Source organism: Bifidobacterium sp. ESL1118, from assembly GCF_058505595.1.
This window is the reverse complement of record NZ_CP196371.1, coordinates 1,369,255-1,391,683: the sequence shown is the minus strand read 5'-3', so window position 1 is coordinate 1,391,683 and position 22,429 is coordinate 1,369,255. Positions and strand designations below refer to the sequence as shown.

Here is a 22,429-nt window from a genome sequence, read left to right as displayed (position 1 = left end):
GGCATTGAGGTCATTCATGCGGATTTCGATCTGGCCAGCGATCGCGGCATCAATGTCAATGATTCATACATAGGTCTGAAGCTTGCAGCTGAACGATTGAGCATTGTGCGCTATGTGTTTCTTGTCCAGGTGGAGGATGGCATTGCCAGCGCCAGCCAACGTGCCGCCTTGGAATATGCCGATGCGGTGCTTATTGGTTGGCCGGAATCCGACGATAAAGAGGTCGTCGAGCTTGACAATGCCAGCTTCAGACAGATGGTGGAGCTGTTGAAAGGCATGGAACAGTGCATTGTCGACTTCCGTGTGCAGGAGGCGGACGGGCAAATCGATGCCATGACGGACTCACTTATTCGAGCCACCGGGAGGGTTTCGCAGATTCGACACATGTACCAGCCCGATTTCCCATTGCCGACCTTTGCAGAGATTCGTCGCGTGGTGCAGGCTGAATGGGAAGAGGATGTGGGCAAGATCAATCCAGAGGAATCAGGCAGCACGGTGGAGGCCATCGAGCAGCAGACCGAGCAGGCGGACGAACAGCGTCAGGGTGAGCGTCCTGACAGTCAGGATGCCAGGCATGAGTAAGCGAGAGATGTCGGGACTTTCGACATCAGTGGATTCGGACGTGGAAGATGGCGGCGTATGCCTGATTCCACGTATCGGTTCTCAAAAACGCCATAAGCGTATTGGCATCATGGGTGGCACCTTCGACCCGATCCACAACGGGCACTTGGTGGCGGCCTCGGAAGTGGCCTGGGTCTACGACCTCGATCAGGTCGTCTTCGTGCCCACTGGCCGCCCCTCCTTCAAGCTGGATAAGAAGGTGAGCAATGCCGAGGACCGTTATTTGATGACCGTCATCGCCACTGCCTCGAATCCACGGTTCACCGTCTCCCGAATCGACATCGATCGCCCCGGAGTGACGTACACCATCGACACGCTGCGCGACATGCGTGCGCTCTACCCCGACGCTGAGCTGTTTTTCATCACAGGTGCAGATGCCGTGGCCGAGATTCTGCGCTGGAAGGATACCGACAAGATGTGGCCTCTGGCCAAGTTCATCGCAGTGACACGTCCTGGGTATTCCAACCCCGAACGCATGAAGATCAAGGACAGGGTAGATACGCTGGAGATTCCGGCTCTGTCGATTTCGTCCACCGATGTACGTGAACGTGTCTCGAAGGGCAAGCCAGTGTGGTATCTGGTGCCGGACGGCGTGGTGCAGTACATCGCCAAGCACGGGCTGTATTCCTAAAGCTTGCAGACTTCCCATTGCCCTCACCCGTCGGGTTGGCTGGTTAGAATGAGAAGCACCCAGAACGTCAGACAATGTTTGGAGACATGGTGAGCGCGATCCTGAATTGCAAATCCGATAAAAGTCTTATTCTAGTGACGGGCAGAGCTCATCCTCAGCTGGCCAACGATGTAGCCAACCAGTTGGGCATCGATGTGTTGGAGACCACCCAGTACGATTTTGCCAACGGTGAGATGTACGTCCGATATACCGAATCCGTGCGAGGGGCGGATGTGTTCGTCATCCAGAGCCATGCAGGGGACGTCAACAAGGCCATCATGGAGCAGCTCATCATGATTGACGCTTTGAAGCGTGCCTCCGCCCGTTCCATCACTGCTGTCTGCCCGTTGCTGGGTTATTCCCGTCAGGACAAGAAGCATCTAGGGCGTGAGCCCATCTCCTGCCGTCTCATCTTCGATTTGCTCAAGACCGCCGGTGCCGACCGTGTAATGAGCGTGGATTTGCACGCCGCTCAGTCCCAAGGGTTCTTTGACGGTCCTGTGGACCACCTCATTGCCATGCCGGTGCTCGTGGACTATATCCGCGACCGGTTCGAGGGCCATCTCGACAACGTCGCCGTGGTCTCCCCGGACGCAGGGCGCATCCGTGTGGCCGAGCAGTGGGCGCAGCGCCTGGGCGGCGGCCCGCTCGCTTTTGTGCACAAGACCCGTGACATAACTCGCGCCAACCACGCCGTGGCCAACCGTGTGGTCGGCGACGTGGACGGCAAGGACTGTGTGCTGGTGGACGACCTCATCGACACCGGCGGTACCATCATCGGAGCCTGCAAGGTCTTGAAGGAGGCCGGTGCGGCATCAATCACCGTGGTGGCCACGCATGGCGTGCTTTCTGGCGATGCCGTGGAGAACCTCAAGAACTGCGGCGCTCGCGAGGTGGTGCTCACCGACACCGTGCCGATTGATGAGTCGAAGCGTTGGGATGGCATGACGGTGCTCTCCATCGCACCACTGCTGGCCAGTGCCATCAAGGCGGTATTCGAAGGTGGTTCTGTGGCCAAGCTGTTCGACACCTACCCGGAGCATCACGGTCAGGGCTTCCTCTTTGCTTAGAAGTGTATCGTGGCAGCGTGTGTTGCGGCAATCGAGAGCATATGGCATAATTGATACTTGGGTTCAGTTCCGCTGAACCTACTCCTCCATGGTGTAATGGCAGCACACGGGTCTTTGGAACCCTTAGTCTTGGTTCGAATCCAGGTGGAGGAACGGATAGACGGCCGGCGAATCGGTGAAACGGTTCGCCGGCCGCTTGTTGTGTATGGTCAGCTCTCGGTGTGTATGCTGAAGATGGGCCTTTGGTTTGGGGTATAAGAGGAAGGCGGCGCTATGGCGTTATCCGCGGCGATTATTTTGGCGGCCGGTGAGGGGACGCGCATGCGTTCGACAAAACCGAAAGTGCTTCACGAACTTGCAGGCAAGACGTTCCTGAACCGAGTGATGACCTCAGTGGCAGGGTTGAAGCCAGGTATACTGGCCGTGGTCGTGCACTATCAGGCCGAACGTGTGGCCCAGGCCGCTCGCTCGTACAATGCAGGCGTCACCATAGTGAACCAGGATGACAAGCCGGGAACAGGCAGGGCAGTGCAGTGTGCCATGCAACAGCTCGATGACACCGGAAGCCTTGAGGGCCAGGTGCTTATCGCTGCCAGCGACATGCCGTTGCTCGACACACAGACGTTGTCCGAGTTGTTGCAATTCCATGAACAATCAGGAAATGGTGCCACTGTGCTGACGACTCACTTAACGGACCCTACCGGATATGGCCGTATCATTCGTGCCGGAGACGGCAGTGTGCTTCGCATCGTCGAGCAGCGCGATGCCAACAGCAGTGAGCTGGCGGTGCATGAGATCAACACTTCCGTATACGTTTTTGATGCACAGGTGCTCGCCCACGCCGTATCGGGCTTGGACTCGCAGAATGCCCAGGATGAGTTCTATCTGACCGACGCGTTGGAGGCGGCGCGTAAGGCGGGTAAGAAGATCGGCGCATACGCCGCCCAGGATGCCTTGAGTGTGGAAGGTGTGAATGACCGTCTCCAGCTTTCGGCGCTTTCGCGCAAACACAATGCCCGTATCTGCGAGCATTGGATGCATGAAGGGGTCACCATTCTTGACCCGGCCACCACATGGATCGAAGATGATGTCATGCTGGAGTCCGACGTCACCGTTCTGCCTGGCTGCTTCCTTCAGGGGCATAGCCATGTGGGTCATGACGCGGTGGTAGGGCCATACACAACGCTGATCGACGCCCAAGTCGATGCTGGAGCCACCGTGGAGCGTTCCCGTGTGCAGGATTCACACATCGGCAAGGATGCGAACATCGGTCCGTGGACCTACCTGCGACCCGGCAATGAACTGGGTGAGGGCAGCAAGGCCGGCGCATTCGTGGAGATGAAGAAGGCGCATATCGGCACTGGCACGAAGGTGCCGCACTTGAGCTACATGGGCGACGCTGATCTGGGAGATCACACCAACGTCGGAGGTGGCTCCATCACCGCCAACTATGACGGTGTGCACAAGAACCACACCACCATCGGCTCCAATGTGCACGTAGGCGCGGGCAACCTCTTTGTGGCACCCGTCAGCGTGGGCAATGATGTCACCACGGGAGCCGGCTCTGTGATTCGCCACGAGGTGAGTGATGATTCCATGGTGTATTCTGAGAATTCCCAGCACGTCGTTCCAGGTTGGAAACCTGCGTGGCTGCGGAGTGAGGAAAGGAAAGCCTGATGCCGGCACTGCAAAGTTCGATTGATGCGCTGCGAGTCGCTGCTGCGGCTGCGGATCGCATGAAGGCCACGGATATTGTGGCATTCGACGTTACCAAGCCCATTGCCATCACGGATGCCATGCTTATCGCCACGGCGTCCAATGAGAGGCAGGTGCTCGCTGTGGCGGAGGAGGTGGAGAGGGACCTCTATCTGAAGTGCGACAAACTGGAGCCGCGAAGCCGTGAAGGTTTGGAGGATGCCCGATGGGTGCTGCTTGATTACGGCGATTTCGTCATTCACATCATGCACGAGGAGGATCGTGCCTACTACGATTTGGAGCGCCTTTGGAAGGATTGCCCCGCCATCGACCTCGAGATTCCCGAGGGTCCAGAAAGTGAAGACGGCGATGTGGCAGATGCTGCCGCCGTTCCGAATCCTGAGTGATGTTCTGACGTTTTCTCATTGAGAACGTCGGATTGGGGCGAATCCCTTCCGGGATTCGCCCCAATTTCCATCAGATTCTGTGCCAATTTCCTTCAGAGGGGACTTTTTCTTGGAATCTGAGACATGGCGAAATCAGGAATGGCGGATTTCCAGCGGTTTTGGATTTTTGCAAGGGCATGGTCAACGGGGAAAGTCCACTCTGAGTGTATTCACTATCCGCTAGACGTGCATTCAAACCGAAAGTGGGGAACGATTCGTTGAGAATCGTTCCCCAAACTGTACCTCGAAATGCCTCGAAGGGCTTGCCTTACCTGGCGAATGGCTCGGAGGCCTTGTCAAGGACCGCTATCTCATCACTGCCCAGTGTCAGATCAACCGAGGCCAGCAGCGCAGGCAGCTGCTCAGGTATGCGTGCCGAAGCAATGGGCGCGGTCACCTGTGGACGACTGCGCAGCCACGCAAGCGCCACTGTTGTAATTTCGGTGTTGTGTGCCTTTGCCACGGCATCCAACGCATCCACTACGGCAAATCCATCCGCATTCAGATAATCGGACATCATTCCTTCGCGTGCTTTGCCTTTGGCATCATCGACGCTGCGGTACTTGCCGGTCAGGAATCCGGCGGCCAAAGCGAAGTAGGGGAAGACGGAGAGATTCTCCTTGGCTGCCACTGGAGCCAGTGTGTGCTCATAGTTGGCTCGTGAGACCAGATTATATTGCGGCTCCAGAGCCACCGGAAGCGTGAAATCATTCTCCCGGGCAATGTGGAACCATTCCTCGATGCGCTCCGTGGAGTAGTTCGAAAGCGCCACTGCACGCACCTTGCCGGCCTTTACAAGCTTATCGAAGGCCTCGACGGTCTCTTCGAGAGGCGTATCCTCGTGGTCGAAGTGTGCGTAGTACAGATCGATGTAGTCAGTGCCTAGGCGCAGCAGCGAGGCATCCGCTGCCGCGGCGATGTTCGAGGCGGAAAGGCCTTGGTACTGCGGGTGTTCGCTCACCTTGGTGGCGATTACCATCTTGTCCCTGTTGCCACGCACGGCCATCCACCGGCCGAGCACGATCTCGGATTCGCCGCCGCTGTGTCCCGGAGCCCAGGCACTGTAGGTGTCGGCGGTGTCGATGAAGTTGCCGCCAGCCTCACTGTAGGCATCGAGCACGTCGTCGCTGGTCTTCTCGTCGCTGGTCCAGCCGAAGGTGTTGCCGCCCAGAACGAGTGGGAACACCTTGAGGTCACTGGATCCGACTGCGATGCGTGGAGTTGTCATGCATGCTTCTTTCCTTGTAAATCCGTGATGCGAGTCGTTGTATGACCACGGTTTGTTGAATGATGTTGATGGGGGAATCTGGTTTGGAACGATTAGACAATTGTAGGCACTCGTCTGCACCAATAGCAGAGGGTGGCACCCTGTCAGGAGCCACCCTCGTGTTTAGTGCATATATCGACCTTGGCCTTGCAGCCGGACGGATGTCTCGGTTTCAGTCCTTGGAAATCACGGTTCCGGCCTTGGCGCCAGCGGAGAGGTCGTCGATCTCGGTGATTTCGAGCACGGGGATGCATGCTGGCTTCTTGGTGCCGTTCTTCTCGGCCACTTTCACCTGTTCGTCGTAGATGGCGTCATCGGTGTGCAGCGTCACGTTGCCGCGGAAGCGGTAGCCCGACTTGCTTTCGAGGTTGGCATAGCAGACCACCAAATCGCTGCCGTCCAGAAGATTGCGGTAGTGCTGTCCGGCGGTGCGCTCGTGATAGGCAAGGTGGTTGTCGTCCAGCGCGAACATCGACATCTTGGGGCCGAGATCAAGTTGTCCGTCTTTACTCGAAGTGGCGATCCACGCCAGATTATTGTTGATGAATTCCTTCATCTGTGGGGTCAGTGTTGCCATGTTGGGCTCCTTTCGTTTGTTTTATTCCTTGCAGACAATCCTACTCTGTTTGTCCGTGTTCACGAAAATGTATCTGTGAGCATTATCACTGTATATAAATCCATGTTGCCCTAGTCTGCCCATGGCGTGCCATATTGCAGGAAGCGGTACATTAATGGCGTATATCGCAGGACTGCAGGATGTTTCCTGTATGTCGTGGCGTTGAGAACGAGAGTCGGAAGGATGTGCAGTGGCCGCTCAAGCTGAATTGCATGTGGTCCAGGGGAAACTTGGTGAGAATAATAGTGTAGGGTCTGCCGCTCCCGCCTCGGGGCACGGCCTTTCGCCCAATGTTGCACGTCTGATGCTTTTGGGCTGTGCGGCGCTTTGGGGCGCGAGCTATCTTGTAGCAAAAATAGTGATGGGCACCATTCCTCCGCAATGGCTCATGACGTTGCGCACGGGCGGCGCGTGCATCATCATGTTTGTTATCTTTCATCGGCGCATCATCGCTGCACTCGATAGGTCGATCATTGTGCCTGCGCTGGTTGTAGGTCTGACCTATTACGGTACCATGGTGCTTCAAATGACCGGCTTGGAGACCATCGACCCAGGCCGGAGCGCCTTTCTGACCGCATCCTACTGTGTGTTGACGCCGTTTGTGGCGTGGATGGTGCTCGGCCGACGCCCGGGTTTGCTGAACCTTGTCGCTGCGATTGCATGTCTCATAGGAGTGGGTCTGGTTTCATTGAAGCCTGGCGGTTCGTCTATATCGCTCACGCATGGGGACCTGCTCACGTTGCTTTGCGCCGTGGTCTTCTCGTTCAATCTCACCTATCTGGGCATCTATTCCAAGCGTTTCGATGCCATAGTCGTCACGTTCGTTCAATTTGCCGTGGCGTGTGTCTGTTTTTTGATGGGTGCTGTATTCACTGAGCCTCGACCCATCGCCGCCTGGCTTAGGCCGAATGTCATTGCCGGGTTCCTGTTCCTGTTCCTCGGTGCCACCACGCTTGCTCAGATTATGCAGAACGTCGGCCTGCGTTATCTGAGTGCCACCAGTGCCTCGATTCTCATGTGTACGGAAAGCCTGTTTGCTCAGCTATTCGCCACGATGTTCGGTGGGGAGCACATCGGGGGAGTCACGCTGCTTGGGTTTGGTTTCATTTTCGCCGCTGTATTGCTCTCGATTGTCAAGCGTGAGGCTGTACTCAAATTAATGAATTACTACAGCGACCGCAAGTGGACACATTGGTTGTGAAGATTGCGTGAATCATTCTGCTTGTAGGTTTTTGCCCAGCAAGTTTACAGACGGATTGGTTATCATAACGGTATGAAGAATTTTTTCAAGGGCATCTCATGGACGCAGATTGTGGCGGGTTCGTTGGCAGCAGTCACGTCTTTTTTGTTGTCTGCGAAAATCGGTGTGGCCGGATCTGTCATCGGCGTTGCCGTTGGCTCAATTGTCTCCGCCATAGCATCGCAAATCTATCAGAATGTGTTGAATGAGTCCGGAAAGAAGCTGCAGGACGCAGTGCCGTTTTCCGGTGGCGCGGACGAGGATGATGATGAGGCAGCCACTGCTGGGGTTCACGGCAATGGCGTCACGTCAACAAACCGTCGTGGGCAAGCCGACATTGATTCTCAAAGTCATGGAAACGCGAGCACCCAAAGCACCACGATACTCTATCCGGGTGGGGGAAGCGCCAGTCTCTCATCATTGGTGGCCAGTAGCTCAAATGGAGTTGATGCGCAGGACGGCGCACATAAGCCGGATGAAACAAAAGCCATTGGGCGCTCCGGTGAAGGTGGCGACGAGGATCGCACAAAAGCCATGACCAGCATGACTGGAGCTCGCACCGCTTCGTCCAAAGACGCATCGCACGAACATGGGAAGGGCACCGACGTTCTCGCTTCCTCGCAGCTGCACAGGGAACAGGAAAAGCATAAGCGCACCATCATCATCATTTCGGTGGTCAGTGCGTTGCTTGCTGTGGGGCTAACGGCCGGCATTATCTCTTTGGTGACCCGAGGGCAAGGCACTGATGACGTGGCCCGTAACATCATCAGCAATTCCAAAACAAAGGATTCCAACAAAAACTCGGGAACAACAGACAACAATACGGGTACTGGAAGCAGCACTGACACTGGTAATAAAAAAAACCAGTCTGATTCCTCCGGTTCGTCTCAAAACAGTGGAAGTGATTCCGGCAAAAACGATTCCAGCAATAGCGGATCGAATTCGTCCAACCAAGGCAATGATTCCAGCAAGCCGGGGGATTCGAGCGGATCAACAGGGTCAGGCAATAGTTCAAACGGCTCTTCCGACAACTCGAGCAATTCGGGTAACTCTGATAGCTCATCGAGTGGCTCAGGTTCCTCGTCGAACGGCAATAGTGGAAGCGGAACTTCAACCGACCCCAGCAATCCGTCGACGGATGGAAGCTCCAGCGGCTCTGCCGGTAGTGGTTCCAATACCGGAGGTTCGTCGGGATCCACTGGGGCTGTTACGAAGCCATAGGCACGGCCTTGGGCGAGTGTTGTAGTCTCTGTACATGATCTGGATGATCTGAGCCAGTGCTGTGTGTTGTGCTTGCCTACCATCGTAAAAACGACACGCCGACTTGGTAGTGGCGCGGTTATGCGTTACACTTGCTAAGGCTTCTGCGGGAGTCGATAACAGAAAAAGACCGGGGCTATGGCGCAGCTGGTAGCGCATCTCCATGGCATGGAGGGGGTCGGGAGTTCGAATCTCCCTAGCTCCACGGATAGGGCTTTCAAGGGTTTCCTTGGAGGCCTTTTTCATGCCGTTTTTCTTGTGGCAGTTGGGTTGTCTAGCTGTCTGATTCTAATCCTAACAGATTGCAATCTGAGAATGATTGCGGTTCCGGATTGTTGTGTATATGTGTGAGTTTGCGGCAGAATCGTCCGAATTGTACCCGCTTGGGCATAGCCAGTCCCATGATGTGTACGTTTCGGTCGCTGGAAGGGCGACTTGCGTCTAAATCGTACCCACTTTGACCTTGATGACTCCTTGAGTGAGTACATTCTGGTCAAGGCTGATTGTTCTGCACTATCTATCGCAGAGGCAACAAAACGAAACAACAAAAATGTCGGTGGCAGCCATCGTAAGACAGCTGCCACCGACATCAGTGATGATGAAGTGAGATCTTTTGGCTCACACCACCATCTGCATGTTCTGGCTCCTACGAGCTCTCATGGCTCTGCGCTTCAAAGCACGGCGCTCATCCTCGCTCATACCGCCCCAGACACCATAATCCTGGTTTGTTTCGATGGCGCATTTCAGGCAGGCATCAATCACCGAGCACTTCCTGCAAATGGCCTTGGCCTCTTCGATTTGCTGATAGGCCGCCCCCGTGTTACCCACGGGGAAGAATAGCTCAGGATCCTTATCCCTGCATGCAGCTTTTGCACGCCAATCAAAAGCTTTATTCATATTGATTGTCCTCTTTCTGATATCGTGTCCAAGATATCTAACATTGTATTGCAAAGCCAAAGTGACAGATATTGCTATATGCCAGAGTGCCCTACGCCATCATCAGTACTGTATCTAAGATAATCACGAATGATGTGAATTTTCAAGGGTTTTAGCTAAAAAACATGAATTTGTTTGTTTCAAGTGCTGATTCCCTTAACCTTGAATCCTGAATTTGCCTTGAATCAAACCTTTGTGCAAAACAAAAGCATAGATTGATGCCTGTGGCGATTATTGGTTGATGGTTTCGGCCAATGAACCAACGGTACCGGGTGAGTGAGATCCAGAAGCGAGGGAGTCAAACAGCTCGAGATTCTTGTCTTTGTCGAGCAGCACGCTTGAGCCCACTCCGTCTACGTAATAATCGGGGTCCGTCCAATACAGGCTTCCGCTGATGCCCTTTGTGCCAGTGGCGTCTTTGAATGCAAGCGCCATATTGATTAATGTCAGTGGGTTGGTGTGCTTGTCCACTTCCACGGCGTCAAGGGCACTGGAAGCGAATGCCTTGACAGTCGACGGCTTGCTGATGGTCTCTTTCGACAATGCCTTCTTCATGATGGCGCTGATGACTGATCGCTGACGTTTAGCCCTTCCGAAATCTCCGGTGGGGTCTGAATAGCGCATGCGTGAGAAGGCCAAGGCGGTGGTTCCGTCAACGGTGTGGCAGCCTGCCTGCCAATTCAAACCGGAATATTCGTCATTGACCGTGCTGTCGTAGCAGAGGTTGATGCCACCCAAGGCGTCGACCACATGCTGTAGTCCCTCAAATTTGATTTGTGCCACATGGTCGATGTTCTTCCCTGTGATTGTTTCGACTTGACGAATGAGAGCCTTCGTGCCGTTCAGTTGGGCCACACCATTGATTTTCATGTCGTCTCCGTCCTCTTTGACTAGAGAATCACGTGGAACCGAGATTAAGGAGGAGGTGCCGTGCAGAGGTTTCGTCAGCACTAAAATGGTGTCGGTCCTAAAGCCGGGGGTGTCTTCGGCGCTGCCCCCCAGGCCGGAGGAATCGCGTTCATCGGAACCCAGCACGAGCCACGATGTGCCTTCAGTGTTAGGCGCCCCTGTGTCCCAGTCGGACTTGTGGAGCTTGCCATCGACCCAATTCCATGTGCCAAAGCACACCAGAGCCACTGCGAGCAAAAGAATCAGAATGAATGTGAACATGGCCTTGATGCCCCGGTGTCGGTGGCGTACCGCAGGTTGTCCAGGCATCGGCATGATTCCGGGGTTATGGCCGGATGGCTGGGTGCCATTGGCTGACACGCGTTGAGGCCGATGTTGTTGCCCCGCATTGACGGTCCGGGGTGTCAGAACCGCTGAAGAGCCTCTAGAACGGCGAGGCTGAATGACGGGCGCGCCGGGTGCCGATTGCGCCTGCATGGCGTTTGTGCGACTTGTGCCTGTGCTTGATTGGACGGTGTGCGATGAACCGCCGTTCACAACGGTTTTGGATTTGCGGGTACCGCTGTCTGAACGTTTGGCAGATGGTGAAAATGCAGGGGGAACGCTCTGGGCGGCAGCCACTGTATGAGCGTTGGATCGGGTTCTTCTGCTCGCCGATGCCCTACTGCCATGAGGAGCATCCTGAACGTTGATGGGGACGTGCCTTTCCTCAGTGCCATGAATCGTGTGTGGGGCCGAATGTCGAGAAGGCGCAAAACTTGGCGGTGTGTCTGGTGAGCCCGCCTCGTTTTCTGCTTTGTTCATCTGTTTCCCTTATTCTTTCGGAATCGTTGAAAAATCATATCGCTCGTGGCAGTGCCGGTACAGGCCGTCACTGTTGGGCAGGAACCTTGCAGATTGTGTTATTGAGGTACTTGGTGGCAATTCCGGTGTATTGGCCGGTGTTCGGATCGCGTATCGACCCGTTTTCCGGATCTACGATTCCTCCGGTCGCAGGGTCGATCAATGTTCCGTCAGCACGGGTAATCAGGCCTGTGGTGGGGTCGGGTGCCGATTCGGTCGTAGTGGTCGATTGATTCTGATTGCTGGAATCATTTTGACTTTGGTCCTGATTCGTTGAGCCGCCTCCGGTTTGATTCGATTGGTCGGTTCCGGTGGTTTGTTCTTCGGTCAGAGGTTGGAAATTACGGAGTTTGGCCCACACGTCGCTGGCCTCCGGAGCCCAGATGACCCGATTGTTCGGGTCAGTAGGGGCGGCGGTGACTGGGATGGTCCTCGTATAGATATGGTCCTGCTGGATGTTCTTCAGGCTCATGGCCAACCCCGCCAAGACGCTCGTCTTCGCCAGCTCGTTTGAAATGTCCAGGGACTTGAGTGCTGAATGTGCCAGACGGTACAGTTGGACGCTGTTCGTCACCAGATTTTTGCTCAGTGCATCACCGATGAGTTGTTTGACAAGATATTGTTGGCGAGTCGTACGCATGATGTCTGATCCATCAGTTCCTGTTCCGTGACGCATTCGGGCATACGTCGTCGCCGTGAAGCCGTCCAGATGGTTCATGCCGTGCTTGAGGTCCAGGTCCGTGTATTCATCCTTGGTGTCCACGGGGATGCACACGTCCACGCCTCCGATGGAATCGATCATGCTCTTCAGCCCGCTGAAGTCCACCACGATGAACTGCTGGATGTCGAGTCCTGTCAACGAATTCACGGCATTCACCGTGCAGCTGGCAGCCGAAGCCAGATTGCCACCGGACCGCCAGCCATCGGCGAAGATGGAGTTGAACATCACATTGTAGCGAGCAGGTATGGTGCCTTTGCTTGTATTGCAGCTTGGTGCGTCGACGAGTGAGTCGCGGGGGATCGAAACGACGTTGATGTAGCTTCGATCCGCACTGATTTGAAATACCATCGTGGTGTCGGCATTGTGTTCTCCGGCATCTTCTTCAGTGCCGCCGCTCATTGCCCCATTGGCTCCGTCGCGTGTGTCCTGTCCGAGCACGAGGAAGGTGATCGGCTTGCCGGCGTTGGGGTCGATGAGCTCTATTTTCTTTTGTGTCTTCTGCGGAATGACTTGTATGAGATGAGGTGCATGGGCCAGCATGTAAGCGCTTATGCCAATTGCGGTGGCAATGAAGACAACTGCTGCAACAAGAACACATGATATGGCTTTGGCCACCCGATGCTGGGCGCGGAAGCCCATGCTGTGCCGAGGCTTCTCCTGATTGAAGCCGTTGACATTGGGTAGTTTGTTGCCTTTCTTGCTGTGGGATGTCAAGTCCGTGCCTTCCTGTCGCTCACTTGGCACCTGGCCTTAGGCGATGCCGAACAAATCGATTCTGTGTATTTCGTCACCATTGTAAAACGGACTGCTGAGAACCTCCCGATAGGCAGGGTTTACGACAAGACCATAGCCTCATCCATCTGTACAGTGTTGGCGAGGATTTCCATTCGCTCTGCTGCGGGTTGTCAGACTGGAAAGAACCCTTCATGCATTGAATTGAGCCAGGTGAGTATGCCGGCGTAGGGGCTCAGCGTACACTGGAAGCATGAGTTCCACCTTGAAGCCCGACATCAGGCAAGTTGTATTCGATCTGATACAGAGTCGATCCCGGCGTGCTCGTGAAGCGGTCGATGCCGAAGTGGCTGCCATCATCGCCGTGGAGGATGATGATAGGTTTTTCCCATTTACCATGCGTTCCCTGCTCGATCAGGATGTGCTTCCAAGCGCCATAGTGGTGGCCGATTGCACTGGAACCACCAACCACCCCGTATATTCTCAGTTCAGTGTTCAAGTCAGCAGCTCTCCGTTGGGCGAACGCCAGCCAGCGTCATATATTGATGTGCAGATCGTTCGGGCCGCTGGTGCAAAGTCCTTTGCGGATGCAGTGAACAAAGCCTTGCAATATGCCCGTCTTAGCCAGAATATCCAAAATCTGTGGCTGCTGCACGATGACTCCAGACCCGCTGACAACAGCTGCCTTGCATCGCTGATTGAAGCCAAGCGCAATACGCCCACGGCTTCGCTGCTGGGGGCCAAGCAATTGGATTGGTCCGGCGATAATCTGCACAATGTTGGCTATTACGAGGGAAGGCAAGGCCTGCAGAGCCTCGTGGTCGATGGTGAGAGCGACCAAGAGCAGTACGATGTGCGCAATGATGTGTTCGCCGTCTCGTTGGCGGGGGCTTTGGTTCCTCTCTCGACGCTGGAGCAGATGGACGGAATCAACCCATGGTTCGGGTCGATGGGCGAGGCCGGGGATTTTTCGCGCAGAGTGTGTCTTTCAGGCGGTCGCGTCATTGTGGTTCCCCGGGCTCGGATTGCGCATCGGCGTGCCCGATTCGAGGGAGTGCGCTCCAAAACGGGTGAACCCGTGGATGAAGATGCCCCACTGGACACATCCATGGACCGTGTCAAATCCCAGGTGAGGTATGCGTACACGGACGTAAGCCGTGCATTGTGGCCTCTGATGTGGATTCTTCATCTTGTCTTGTCGGTTGTTCTTGCCGGAAGGGAACTGTTCTCCAAACGTCCATACATGGCATGGTGCGTGCTGTGCTCTCCCTGGTACCTTGTTTCGGTGTTGCCTCGTTGCGTTCGGGTCCGCGGTGCGGTGAGCAAAGCCAAGGTCGTGCCTCTCTCCGGGCTTCCGGCTCTGCGAGCCGATCGACATCAAATGAGACAGTGGAGCACCCGTCGTAATATGTTCGAGCATCAGCAGCATGTTGTGCTATTGAGTGTGCTTGACAGGATGCATTTGCGCCGTCGCGCCATAGTCAGGCGCAGCGGTGCGTGCCTGATGGCCATGGTCGCGTTCGTTGCCGTCGTCATTATGCAGTGGGATGTATTCAAGTCTGCACTCTCTGGTGCCTCTGTTTATTCCTCGTCCCTTGTTCCTAGTGCCGCCCGGTTTTCCGATTTGTTCAACGCAGCCACCACGCCGTGGGCGTATGGGGTCGGCGTTGGAGCGTCCTCGCCTCCCGCGCCCTGGCTTTTGACATGGCTTATGGCTTCAGTGCTGACATTGGGCCATACCACTGCTGCCCTGTCATTGATATACTTCATCTCGGCTCCGGTTGCGGCGCTCGCATTCTGGTTGTTCGCAGGTATTTTCACACGCTCGAACTCCGTGCGTGTGGCTTTAGGGCTGCTTTGGGCTGCGCTGTCTGGTGCCATGGGGTTGTATAGTACGGCCAATCTGCCTATGTTGGTGGTGATGATGTTCATGCCGGCCGCTTTTGCATTCGTCTTCCGTGCAGTGGGCATGTACCGTACCGAAAGTCCCGTCCACGCTCGTCCTTCGACGCAGATGGCGGCGTGCGCGGCGTTGTGCTTTATTCCTGTGGTTTGCGCCGAACCCCAGCTGTTGCTACCGTTCGTCATAGTGTTCGCCGTCTTCATATGCACGGTGCGCTCTCATCGGGCCATGTTGTTGCTCATCCCTATTCCTGCCGCGTTGGCTGTGGCTCCCACGTTGGTCCACGCCGCCCACTACGCGCACTTGGGGCTGTGGAGGCAGTTGTTTGCCGACGTTGTTGTCGGTGGTTCTTCTCCATCCGTTGAGCCTCGTTCGCTCAATTTCGTCGAAGTGCTGTTGCATGCTTTTGGTCTGGAAGACCAGGCGGTGGTTTTGCCTCATTTGTGGTCCAATCATCCGCAGATTGCGGTCATGACTCTTCTTGCGTTGGTGATCATGGTCTTTGCCATCGTATGTCTGGCTCTGCCGTTTGCATTGCGTGCCTCAAGGATGATGTGGATTGTGGCCATTTGTGGCGTCACCCTTGCTTTGGTTGCTGTGCGAGTGGCTGTTGCTCCGGCATCTGCCGGATTGGCTGCTGGGTCGGCATTGCCCGGTGTTGCGCTGGCCATGATGGCATGGATGGGCTGCATCTGCATCATGGCAGGAGGCGCGGCGCAGCGTCGCGTTTCACTCGAGGCAGGTGTGGAGATTCAACTGTCCAATCAAAACGCCCAATCCATGGAGCCTAAGAGCCCTAGTCACCGTGTTGCCGCCAAGGCCGCAAGGTCGGTGCTTGTCGTCGTGTCGCTTGCGGCGGCTGCGTTGTGGGCTGGTGCCGGGGTCTATACGCATGCCAACGAGGTCCGGGCCACGGCCGGTGGCTTGCCCATGGTCGCAGTGGACTACCTGCAACAAGACAGAGACCATAGGATTCTGGCGTTGAGGGCGCAATCGGGTAATTCAGTCGATTATACGGTCATGCGTACAAGAAGGGGAGACTTGATGGATGTGTCGCCGGGTTGGAGGACACAGCAATTGATGGGTTTGCACAACGACACGGATGCCGTACTGGCGAAGGCCTGCGCCGGGTTGTTGACGAGATCTGATGATGACGCCATCTCTGCTATAGCAAACCTTGGTTTCGGGGGTATCTACGTAGTCAACGACACGAGTTCCTCGATTAAGGCCGCCTCTCAGACATTGATCGGCAATGTCAATGCAAGCGAGGGAGTGCAAAGTCTCGTGAAGGCGGATGGCGGCACGTACTTTCAGCTCACTGATGTCGCCATGACGCATCGTGGCATCTCGTCAGAGGGACGAGTAAGGGCGGAGAGAACACCTTGGCGATATGCCTGGGGCTGGAGTTTTGCCGCGGCATTGTTCTTGTATTGCTTGGTGGCCTTACCGAGAGTCGGTCGCCATGACGGGGAGGAAGCATGAGCGAGTCGGAGTCGAGGAAAGAAAAGGGGCGTGTTTCTGGGCCGCATCGTCATCTGCGTGTATCGCTGGCGCTGATTACGTCGCTGGCCGCTGTGACGATTGTGGCAGTCCTGTCGCTGTTTCCTGCAGGGATGGTTCCCTCGGATCAGGCTCATGGAGCTTCCAAGAGCCGCTATGAGGTTCGCCAATCGCAGTTGTTGATGTATTGCCCTTCGCAAATGGCGTTGGCTGATTCGGGAAAATATGGGGATGCCGAGTTTCAGGTTTCGGAAGGCAACATCATGTCTTCGGCCGCATATGCTTCGTTCGGATCCATCTACCAGTCTCAGGTGGAGCCGTTGGGCGGTGAGGATGTTTCCGTGGATGGGGTCAAGACTCTCAACAGCAGTGATTCCTATGAAGGGTCTTCGGCCAAGACCCTTTCGAATACGTCGGCCAAGACATCAAGTCTGTTGATTTCAAAACTGCTGGATTCCAAAGAAGGCAACGGCTCTGCAGGAGCCATCGCGTCGTGGGCCACATCCGGCGACCTCAAGGGGCTCTCTTCGGCTTCCTGCATCACTCCCGAGCTTGAGCACAATTTCCTGTTGCCTGCCACGAATTCGGGAACAACGCATCAGCTTGTTGTGGCGAATCCAACAGATAAGTCAACTTCGCTGCATATTCAGGTATGGGGCACGCAGTCAGGCCATCCTGTGAGCTTGAGCACCGGCAGCACAGTCAATGTGGAGGCTCATCGTGAGGCGAATGTCGACTTGTCGGCTGGGGCACAAGGCCAAGGCGGGCTGTTTGTGAAGGTCAGCAGTAAAGAGACCCCCGTTGCAGCGTTTGTGCGAAGCGTCGTGCTCAATGGATTGTCGTCCGAAGGTTCCGACTATGCCCTTCCCTTGCAGGGTCCAGATAAAACGCAGATGATGGCTGGTGTGTTGGAAGGAGACGATGCCAGTATATCTATGTATTCAGGCAAGGGCGCTCATGCCGAGGTTTCATGGGTGTCCCAGCACGGTGATGAGCTGGCGAAGGATGTGCAGCTTCAGTCGGGAATGGTCGGTGTGGCTGATCTGGGCACCGCTCCGGACCAGGTCATGGGTCTCAAGGTTCGTGCCGATGCGCCGATTTGGGTGCAGGCGCAGGTGAAGAATTCTGGTAGTGCCGGTAATGATTTTGCGTTCATTCCTGCCTCAAAGGGTTCGGGGCAGTCCGCTCTCACTATGCCCAATGGCACGTTGGGAACACTTGTGTTTGCCAATGCCGCCGGCAGAGCTCAAGCGGTCACCGTGTTTGGATATGATGCCACGGGTAAGTCTTCTGGCTCCAAAACGATCAATATAGACGCCCATGGGTCGCAGTCAGTATCCGCCCAGGATGTCGGTTCGTCATCGGTGTCATTCCGTCTTGAGGCGAATGACGATGTGGTTTGGGGCATGCGGCTTGGGCAGAAAGACGTCTCCGACGCCAATATCGCAGCGGTGGCCTATGTCAGCCCCAATGCATTGGAACCGTCGAATATCGGCATCTTTTCTCAGCGCAATCGGCTGATTGCGCATTGAAGACATACGATGAGACGTTAATCGTCTTCTTCCCATTCAGGGTCAATGTCTGAGGGGTGTTTGCCATAGAGCTGCGCGATGCGCAGCACCAACTCGTCATGGACCGCCCATTGGAGTTCTTTGCGATCGGGATGGCGCATTTCCAGCGGCATGCGGTACAGCACAATGCGAGCCGGCATGGCATGGCTTGGTGAGAATGTACGCGATGTCATGGCGCTTCGGCCTTCCCAGATTACTGGGTCGGAGGGAGGGACATCTTCAACGGCAAACTGCACAGGGTTCACAAGCTCGGGCCATGCTAGGGACAGACGTTTGATCTGCGTGGCCGTGATGTCGTCGAAAAAACCTGCATGAGTGCGGTAACGCGGTAAGCGGATGCCGAACTGGGGCGTGCGTATTCCGCGTCCATGCGCATTGCGGTACACATGATTTTGCCAAGGAGGTTGCAACATGCACCCAACTGTAGGTCGGGGCACGGGCAACCTATGGATTATGATTTATCCGTCGGGATGCTTTACGAAACACGGGGTTATGAATGGCAGGGGACGCACGGATCGAATTGTGGCAGGAAGGCGACATGACCGAATTCATGCATGGCGTGAAGGTGGTGGCCTTTGACCTTGACAACACGCTTGCACGCTCGAAGAAGCCGATGCATGCCGATATGGCAGCTTTGCTCACACACTTGAGCGAGCTTATCGATATAGCCATCGTCACAGGTGGAAGGTTTGAATTGGTGCGCAGTCAGGTGCTTGATGTGCTGGGAGATTCCGCAGATTGCAGCCATGTGCATGTCATGCCCACAAGTGGCACAAGATATTACCGATGGCGGAACGGTGCCTGGCGTTGTGTCTACAAAATGGATCTGGATGCGTCCGATCGTGCCGCTGCGGTGCGCTCGTTTGAACGCCACGCCAAAGAGTTGGGGTTGTGGGAGCCTCATGTTTGGGGCGATCGCATCGAGGATCGAGGCAGCCAGATTACCTTTTCGGCTTTAGGCCAGAGCGCGCCTGTTGAGGCCAAGGAACGCTGGGATCCGGACAATGCCAAAAAGAACCGCCTCGCCGCAGTGGTGGCGGCTGACCTACCGGGTCTGGTGGTGCGCTCTGGCGGCTCCACGAGCGTGGATGTTTCAGCGAAGGGTGTCGATAAGGCCTATGCCGTGCGTCATCTGTGCACCATGCTCGGCATTGAGGTGGGGCAGGTGGTGTTTGTGGGCGACCGCATGGATCCGGATGGCAATGATTATGCGGCGGCCGTCATCGGCACGCGCCCGGTGCGTGTGGCCGGTCCAGAGGACACGCTCAGGGTCTGCATCCGCATCATCGAGGCTTTGGAGAGGAGTTGAACACCGGCGGGTCGGGCGTTTTGCCACAATGACGTGTGTGGCTTGGAATGTGTGATGGCTTTCGATATCGTGTTGAGGCATGGACAATGCAGCATTCGCGGTATTGGGGCAATTCATACGAGATCTGGTCGATGTTTTGGCTCCCAGAGGTTGTGCCGGTTGTGATATGCCTGACGAGGTGATCTGCCCATCGTGTTCGCGTCTATTCGAAGAATTGCACACAACGGTGTTGGATACCGGCGGCAAGTGGTGGTGTTTCTGGTGTGCCCGGTATGAGGGCAAGGCCCGCACCGCAATCTTGGGGTGGAAGGACCATGGGGATGAGGAATGTGATGACTGTTTCGGTGATTTTCTGGCTCATCTTGCCTTGAAGGTGATGCCTGAGATCGGTGCTACCGTAATGCTCAGGCACAACACTGGCTCCTTGCCGGCAGTTGCTCCCGAACATGATCCGACTGATTTGGAACTTCCATTGCTGATTGTGCCAGCCCCCTCATCGTCTCGCTCGATGCGTCGGCGCGGGCGCAATCATATGCTGCCGGTTGCTCGGCGCATGGCTTCGCTGTTGTGTGCCGAAGGCGTTGATGCGCAGGTTTCGTGCAGTCTGCGTGTGCACCATGTGCAGGGCAAGTCCGTGGAGACGCAAGGTGCCGCCGGTCGTTCCCGCAGGATTGAAGGCCATGTGTCGTTGGTACCGAAGAAACCGTGTGCTGGGCGTGATGTCATTGTGGTGGACGATATCGTCACTACCGGTGCCACCATGCGCCAGTGTGCCAGGGTGCTGGAACTGGGTGGAGCGCATGTGGTGGCGTGTCTGGCACTCGCCGGCAGTGCGGCAGGCCGATAGGCGCATCTACTGTCACGCGAGTCTGTCCTTGCCGGCTTGCCTATGTCGTTGACTCACTGCCAGCGTTGTGAGTCAGTGAGCGTGGACTGTGGCCATCTCGTCCCAACGTGTGGTGCAGCGCGGGGAGAGCATGTTGCGTCTCATGCTCCACTGTGCTCCGGTGTCGTCTCCTTGTCTGCCTTTCCCGCGTATTCCACCGTAGCCGATGCCCACTCGGAACGAACCGAACTTTCTGTTGGCCTCGTCGAGTACGGAACCCAGTGCGTGTGTGTCTTGTTTCGGTTGCAGACCGTTCAGTGTGGTGTACTTGCTGGCATCGCTTAGCCCCAACAGCATGACTCCTGCGCGGATATAGCTTGCGTGTGGATCGAATCGGTGTTCGAGAGCCTCGCACGCCGCCTTGCTGATCGTCAGAGGGTCGTCGCTGGGGTCGCTAAGAGCTGTAGTGCCGTGCAAGGACACGTAGTCCTGGTGTCCGTTGAATGGACTGCTGGCACAGAACGCCGAGACGTATGTGCACAGGCTGTTCTGCCGCCGGAGGCGTCTGCATGCCTTCTGAGCGTATACGCTGAGTGCTTGGCGCATGTCGTCGAACCCCTGAATTGGCTTGGAGAACATTCTCGAGCATAGAATCTCGTTTTTGCGCGCGCCGTCGCTTGCGTCGCTTTCCGCCCCCATACAGGGCACGCCGTTCAATTCCAGCACGATGCGCTCCAAGATAATGGAGAACTGGTGACGTATCTCGACATGGTCACTGTTTTTGAGGTCGAGCGCAGTGACAATGCCCATGGCCTGCAGTTTCCGCGTCATTCTGCGGCCTACGCCCCACACCTTTTCCACCGGTATGCTCGCCAGTGCGGCGTCGCCATACTGCGCTTCAATGGCGCTCCACAGCGTCACGCCATGCGATGAGGGATGGTCTTTGGCCCAGTGGTTCGCTACTTTGGCCAGTGTTTTCGTGGGTGCGATGCCCACGCTCACCGGTATGCCCACCCCCTTCAGCACGGCTTCGCGCATGGATGCAGCATCGGCTAATGCTTGCTCGGTTGTGGTTGTGGGGTTGAGGAAGCATTCGTCGATGGAATACACCTCTTGGCCGGGCATAAAACGACGCATCACGGACATCATGCGTGCCGAAAGGCTGGCGTAAAGCTCATAGTTGGAGCTGCGTGCCACCACGCCGCTCTGTTCTGCCGCCTCACGAATCTGATACCATGGCGTGCCCTCCTTGATGCCAAGTCGTTTTGCCTCCGCGCTTCTGGCCACCACACAGCCGTCGTTGTTGGAGAGCACGATGACAGGCTTGTGCGCCAAGTGCGGATCGAAAACACGTTCGCAGGAGGCGAAGAATGAATTGGCGTCCGCCAACACATATCGGCATTCAGGATTGGACTTGGTCATGGATGCACAGTGCCTTTTCGGTTTGTCTTGGTGGTTATATGAGCTTGTTTTGAGGATATCGTTGTGGGATGCTGCGCGGACCAATCTGATTGGTGTGGCTTAATTGAATCACTTGGTGTGCTGGGTGCGTAACTTGCCGTGGATTGGCGGCGGAGGGTGCTTTTGGTATGCCGTCCACGTTGCATGTGGAAGTTGCCCACCACGACTCCCCAGATTTCCAGCTGTCCCGCGTCGCTGGAGCTAAAGTCCGGATAGCGCGGATTCTCCGCATGAAGCACGGGCCTGGTCCCGTGCATCACCAGGCGTTTGACCGTCAGCTCGTCGTCGAGAATGGCGACTACCACGTCGCCGTCGCATGGCTCAAGCGAACGGTCCACCACCAGCAGGTCGCCATCCCAGATTCCGGCACCTTGCATGGAGTCGCCAGCCACGGTGACGATGAACGTGGTGTCAGGGTGTTGGATGACATGCTCGTCAAAACTGAAATCCCCGGCGAAGTAGTCTTGGGCAACCGATGGGAAGCCTGCGTGCACTGATTCCAGTGCAATGGGTACGGGGGTTGGGCAGAGCGTGGATCGATAAACTGACGAGACGAGGCATGACGGGTCCGTGCGGCGCCCGATATGGGTGGATGTCAACCCGGACCGGTGCCTAACGGCGGTGCCATGGGCCGTCTGCGAAACTGGGGTATTACGCATGTTCACCTCCAAAATATTCGAACAAATGTTCGAATAACCAGTATGGCTCTGCCGCTGGACACATGCTGTCCGTGCACTAGTTGCTGGATATGCCATGCAGCGGCATTATCTGTAGCTGCTGTGATTGTTTGTGGTAAAGGCTGTCACATTGTGGCATAGATTGTCATCGTTCAA

Annotated in this window: 19 protein-coding genes and 2 tRNA genes; 13 read left to right on the top strand and 8 right to left on the bottom strand. The window is 55.9% G+C overall.

Annotated elements, in window-relative coordinates; translation table 11 throughout:
• Positions 1–12: 12 nt before the first annotated feature.
• The 6 genes from ACSYSS_RS05570 to rsfS all read left to right on the top strand — a co-directional run bounded on the left by ACSYSS_RS05570 (position 13) and on the right by rsfS (position 4,463).
• Positions 13–582, top strand: coding sequence for a phosphoribosylglycinamide synthetase (locus ACSYSS_RS05570; protein WP_491704245.1), 570 nt, complete (start codon positions 13–15; stop codon positions 580–582).
• Positions 575–1,252 carry a nicotinate-nucleotide adenylyltransferase gene (gene nadD / locus ACSYSS_RS05565; RefSeq protein ID WP_491703062.1) on the top strand — a complete coding sequence of 226 codons (678 nt, stop codon included), beginning with the start codon at positions 575–577 and terminating at the stop codon, positions 1,250–1,252. Before ACSYSS_RS05570 ends, nadD begins: the two co-directional genes overlap by 8 nt.
• An 86-nt stretch (positions 1,253–1,338) precedes the next feature.
• Entirely contained in the window at positions 1,339–2,361 is a 1,023-nt protein-coding gene (locus tag ACSYSS_RS05560; RefSeq protein WP_491703061.1) for a ribose-phosphate diphosphokinase, read from the top strand.
• A gap of 82 nt (positions 2,362–2,443) precedes the next feature.
• A tRNA-Gln gene (locus ACSYSS_RS05555) sits at positions 2,444–2,514 on the top strand.
• A gap of 120 nt (positions 2,515–2,634) precedes the next feature.
• Positions 2,635–4,038 (top strand): bifunctional UDP-N-acetylglucosamine diphosphorylase/glucosamine-1-phosphate N-acetyltransferase GlmU, encoded by a 1,404-nt coding sequence (gene glmU, locus ACSYSS_RS05550; protein WP_491703060.1) that lies wholly within the window; start codon positions 2,635–2,637, stop codon positions 4,036–4,038.
• Entirely contained in the window at positions 4,038–4,463 is a 426-nt protein-coding gene (gene rsfS, locus ACSYSS_RS05545; RefSeq protein ID WP_491703059.1) for a ribosome silencing factor, read from the top strand. The genes glmU and rsfS overlap by 1 nt, the downstream gene beginning before the upstream one ends.
• Before the next feature lie 307 nt (positions 4,464–4,770).
• On the opposite strand, the gene ACSYSS_RS05540 is transcribed toward rsfS, so the two are convergent.
• Positions 4,771–5,730 (bottom strand): aldo/keto reductase, encoded by a 960-nt coding sequence (locus tag ACSYSS_RS05540; RefSeq protein ID WP_491703058.1) that lies wholly within the window; start codon positions 5,728–5,730, stop codon positions 4,771–4,773.
• Positions 5,731–5,941: 211 nt separating this feature from the next.
• A complete protein-coding gene (locus tag ACSYSS_RS05535; RefSeq protein ID WP_491703057.1) occupies positions 5,942–6,346 on the bottom strand; it encodes a pyridoxamine 5'-phosphate oxidase family protein in 405 nt (134 codons plus the stop codon).
• Between the two features lie 343 nt (positions 6,347–6,689).
• Between ACSYSS_RS05535 and ACSYSS_RS05530 the strand changes: the two genes are divergently transcribed.
• The 3 genes from ACSYSS_RS05530 (at position 6,690) to ACSYSS_RS05520 (ending at position 9,090) form a co-directional block, all read left to right on the top strand.
• On the top strand, positions 6,690–7,586 hold the full coding sequence (locus ACSYSS_RS05530) for a DMT family transporter (protein WP_491704244.1): 897 nt from the start codon (positions 6,690–6,692) through the stop codon (positions 7,584–7,586).
• A gap of 72 nt (positions 7,587–7,658) precedes the next feature.
• Entirely contained in the window at positions 7,659–8,846 is a 1,188-nt protein-coding gene (locus ACSYSS_RS05525) for a hypothetical protein (RefSeq protein WP_491703056.1), read from the top strand.
• Positions 8,847–9,017: 171 nt separating this feature from the next.
• Positions 9,018–9,090, top strand: a tRNA-Ala gene (locus ACSYSS_RS05520).
• Positions 9,091–9,503: 413 nt separating this feature from the next.
• Here the strand turns inward: ACSYSS_RS05520 and ACSYSS_RS05515 are convergent.
• The 3 genes from ACSYSS_RS05515 to ACSYSS_RS05505 form a co-directional block, all read right to left on the bottom strand.
• Positions 9,504–9,782 carry a WhiB family transcriptional regulator gene (locus ACSYSS_RS05515; RefSeq protein ID WP_491703055.1) on the bottom strand — a complete coding sequence of 93 codons (279 nt, stop codon included), beginning with the start codon at positions 9,780–9,782 and terminating at the stop codon, positions 9,504–9,506.
• 270 nt (positions 9,783–10,052) lie between these two features.
• A complete protein-coding gene (locus tag ACSYSS_RS05510; protein WP_491703054.1) occupies positions 10,053–11,534 on the bottom strand; it encodes an LCP family protein in 1,482 nt (493 codons plus the stop codon).
• A gap of 67 nt (positions 11,535–11,601) precedes the next feature.
• Complete coding sequence (locus ACSYSS_RS05505) at positions 11,602–13,008, bottom strand: LCP family protein (RefSeq protein WP_491704243.1); 1,407 nt, start codon at positions 13,006–13,008, stop codon at positions 11,602–11,604.
• A 271-nt stretch (positions 13,009–13,279) separates the two neighbouring features.
• On the opposite strand from ACSYSS_RS05505, the gene ACSYSS_RS05500 reads away from it, so the two are divergent.
• Together ACSYSS_RS05500 and ACSYSS_RS05495 are read left to right on the top strand one after the other, a co-directional pair.
• Positions 13,280–16,411, top strand: a complete 3,132-nt coding sequence (locus ACSYSS_RS05500) for a glycosyltransferase family 2 protein (protein WP_491703053.1) — start codon at positions 13,280–13,282, stop codon at positions 16,409–16,411.
• The gene (locus tag ACSYSS_RS05495; RefSeq protein ID WP_491703052.1) at positions 16,408–17,961 is read left to right on the top strand and encodes a DUF5719 family protein; all 1,554 of its coding nucleotides are present in this window, start codon (positions 16,408–16,410) and stop codon (positions 17,959–17,961) included. The genes ACSYSS_RS05500 and ACSYSS_RS05495 overlap by 4 nt, the downstream gene beginning before the upstream one ends.
• A 17-nt stretch (positions 17,962–17,978) precedes the next feature.
• Here the strand turns inward: ACSYSS_RS05495 and ACSYSS_RS05490 are convergent, their stop codons facing one another.
• Entirely contained in the window at positions 17,979–18,413 is a 435-nt protein-coding gene (locus tag ACSYSS_RS05490) for a metallopeptidase family protein (protein ID WP_491703051.1), read from the bottom strand.
• An 83-nt stretch (positions 18,414–18,496) separates the two neighbouring features.
• On the opposite strand from ACSYSS_RS05490, the gene ACSYSS_RS05485 reads away from it, so the two are divergent.
• Together ACSYSS_RS05485 and ACSYSS_RS05480 are read left to right on the top strand one after the other, a co-directional pair.
• A complete protein-coding gene (locus ACSYSS_RS05485) occupies positions 18,497–19,309 on the top strand; it encodes an HAD-IIB family hydrolase (protein ID WP_491703050.1) in 813 nt (270 codons plus the stop codon).
• Positions 19,310–19,388: 79 nt separating this feature from the next.
• Complete coding sequence (locus ACSYSS_RS05480) at positions 19,389–20,156, top strand: ComF family protein (protein WP_491703049.1); 768 nt, start codon at positions 19,389–19,391, stop codon at positions 20,154–20,156.
• A 72-nt stretch (positions 20,157–20,228) separates the two neighbouring features.
• On the opposite strand, the gene ACSYSS_RS05475 is transcribed toward ACSYSS_RS05480, so the two are convergent.
• Together ACSYSS_RS05475 and ACSYSS_RS05470 are read right to left on the bottom strand one after the other, a co-directional pair.
• Positions 20,229–21,557: a Y-family DNA polymerase gene (locus ACSYSS_RS05475; RefSeq protein ID WP_491703048.1), complete on the bottom strand. Its 1,329-nt coding sequence runs from the start codon at positions 21,555–21,557 to the stop codon at positions 20,229–20,231.
• Positions 21,554–22,255, bottom strand: a complete 702-nt coding sequence (locus tag ACSYSS_RS05470) for a LexA family protein (RefSeq protein ID WP_491703047.1) — start codon at positions 22,253–22,255, stop codon at positions 21,554–21,556. The genes ACSYSS_RS05475 and ACSYSS_RS05470 overlap by 4 nt, the downstream gene beginning before the upstream one ends.
• Between the last annotated feature and the right edge of the window lie 174 nt (positions 22,256–22,429).

Bases quoted from the DNA above. Each gene is read 5' to 3' on its own strand.
- ACSYSS_RS05485 (WP_491703050.1), top strand. From the start codon at position 18,497: ATGGCAGGGGACGCACGGATCGAATTGTGGCAGGAAGGCGACATGACC.
- ACSYSS_RS05560 (WP_491703061.1), top strand. From the start codon at position 1,339: ATGGTGAGCGCGATCCTGAATTGCAAATCCGATAAAAGTCTTATTCTA.
- nadD (WP_491703062.1), top strand. From the start codon at position 575: ATGAGTAAGCGAGAGATGTCGGGACTTTCGACATCAGTGGATTCGGAC.
- ACSYSS_RS05515 (WP_491703055.1), bottom strand. From the start codon at position 9,782: ATGAATAAAGCTTTTGATTGGCGTGCAAAAGCTGCATGCAGGGATAAG.
- ACSYSS_RS05535 (WP_491703057.1), bottom strand. From the start codon at position 6,346: ATGGCAACACTGACCCCACAGATGAAGGAATTCATCAACAATAATCTG.
- rsfS (WP_491703059.1), top strand. From the start codon at position 4,038: ATGCCGGCACTGCAAAGTTCGATTGATGCGCTGCGAGTCGCTGCTGCG.
- ACSYSS_RS05470 (WP_491703047.1), bottom strand. From the start codon at position 22,255: ATGCGTAATACCCCAGTTTCGCAGACGGCCCATGGCACCGCCGTTAGG.
- ACSYSS_RS05540 (WP_491703058.1), bottom strand. From the start codon at position 5,730: ATGACAACTCCACGCATCGCAGTCGGATCCAGTGACCTCAAGGTGTTC.
- ACSYSS_RS05475 (WP_491703048.1), bottom strand. From the start codon at position 21,557: ATGACCAAGTCCAATCCTGAATGCCGATATGTGTTGGCGGACGCCAAT.
- glmU (WP_491703060.1), top strand. From the start codon at position 2,635: ATGGCGTTATCCGCGGCGATTATTTTGGCGGCCGGTGAGGGGACGCGC.
- ACSYSS_RS05510 (WP_491703054.1), bottom strand. From the start codon at position 11,534: ATGAACAAAGCAGAAAACGAGGCGGGCTCACCAGACACACCGCCAAGT.
- ACSYSS_RS05530 (WP_491704244.1), top strand. From the start codon at position 6,690: ATGCTTTTGGGCTGTGCGGCGCTTTGGGGCGCGAGCTATCTTGTAGCA.
- ACSYSS_RS05525 (WP_491703056.1), top strand. From the start codon at position 7,659: ATGAAGAATTTTTTCAAGGGCATCTCATGGACGCAGATTGTGGCGGGT.
- ACSYSS_RS05495 (WP_491703052.1), top strand. From the start codon at position 16,408: ATGAGCGAGTCGGAGTCGAGGAAAGAAAAGGGGCGTGTTTCTGGGCCG.
- ACSYSS_RS05490 (WP_491703051.1), bottom strand. From the start codon at position 18,413: ATGTTGCAACCTCCTTGGCAAAATCATGTGTACCGCAATGCGCATGGA.
- ACSYSS_RS05480 (WP_491703049.1), top strand. From the start codon at position 19,389: ATGGACAATGCAGCATTCGCGGTATTGGGGCAATTCATACGAGATCTG.
- ACSYSS_RS05500 (WP_491703053.1), top strand. From the start codon at position 13,280: ATGAGTTCCACCTTGAAGCCCGACATCAGGCAAGTTGTATTCGATCTG.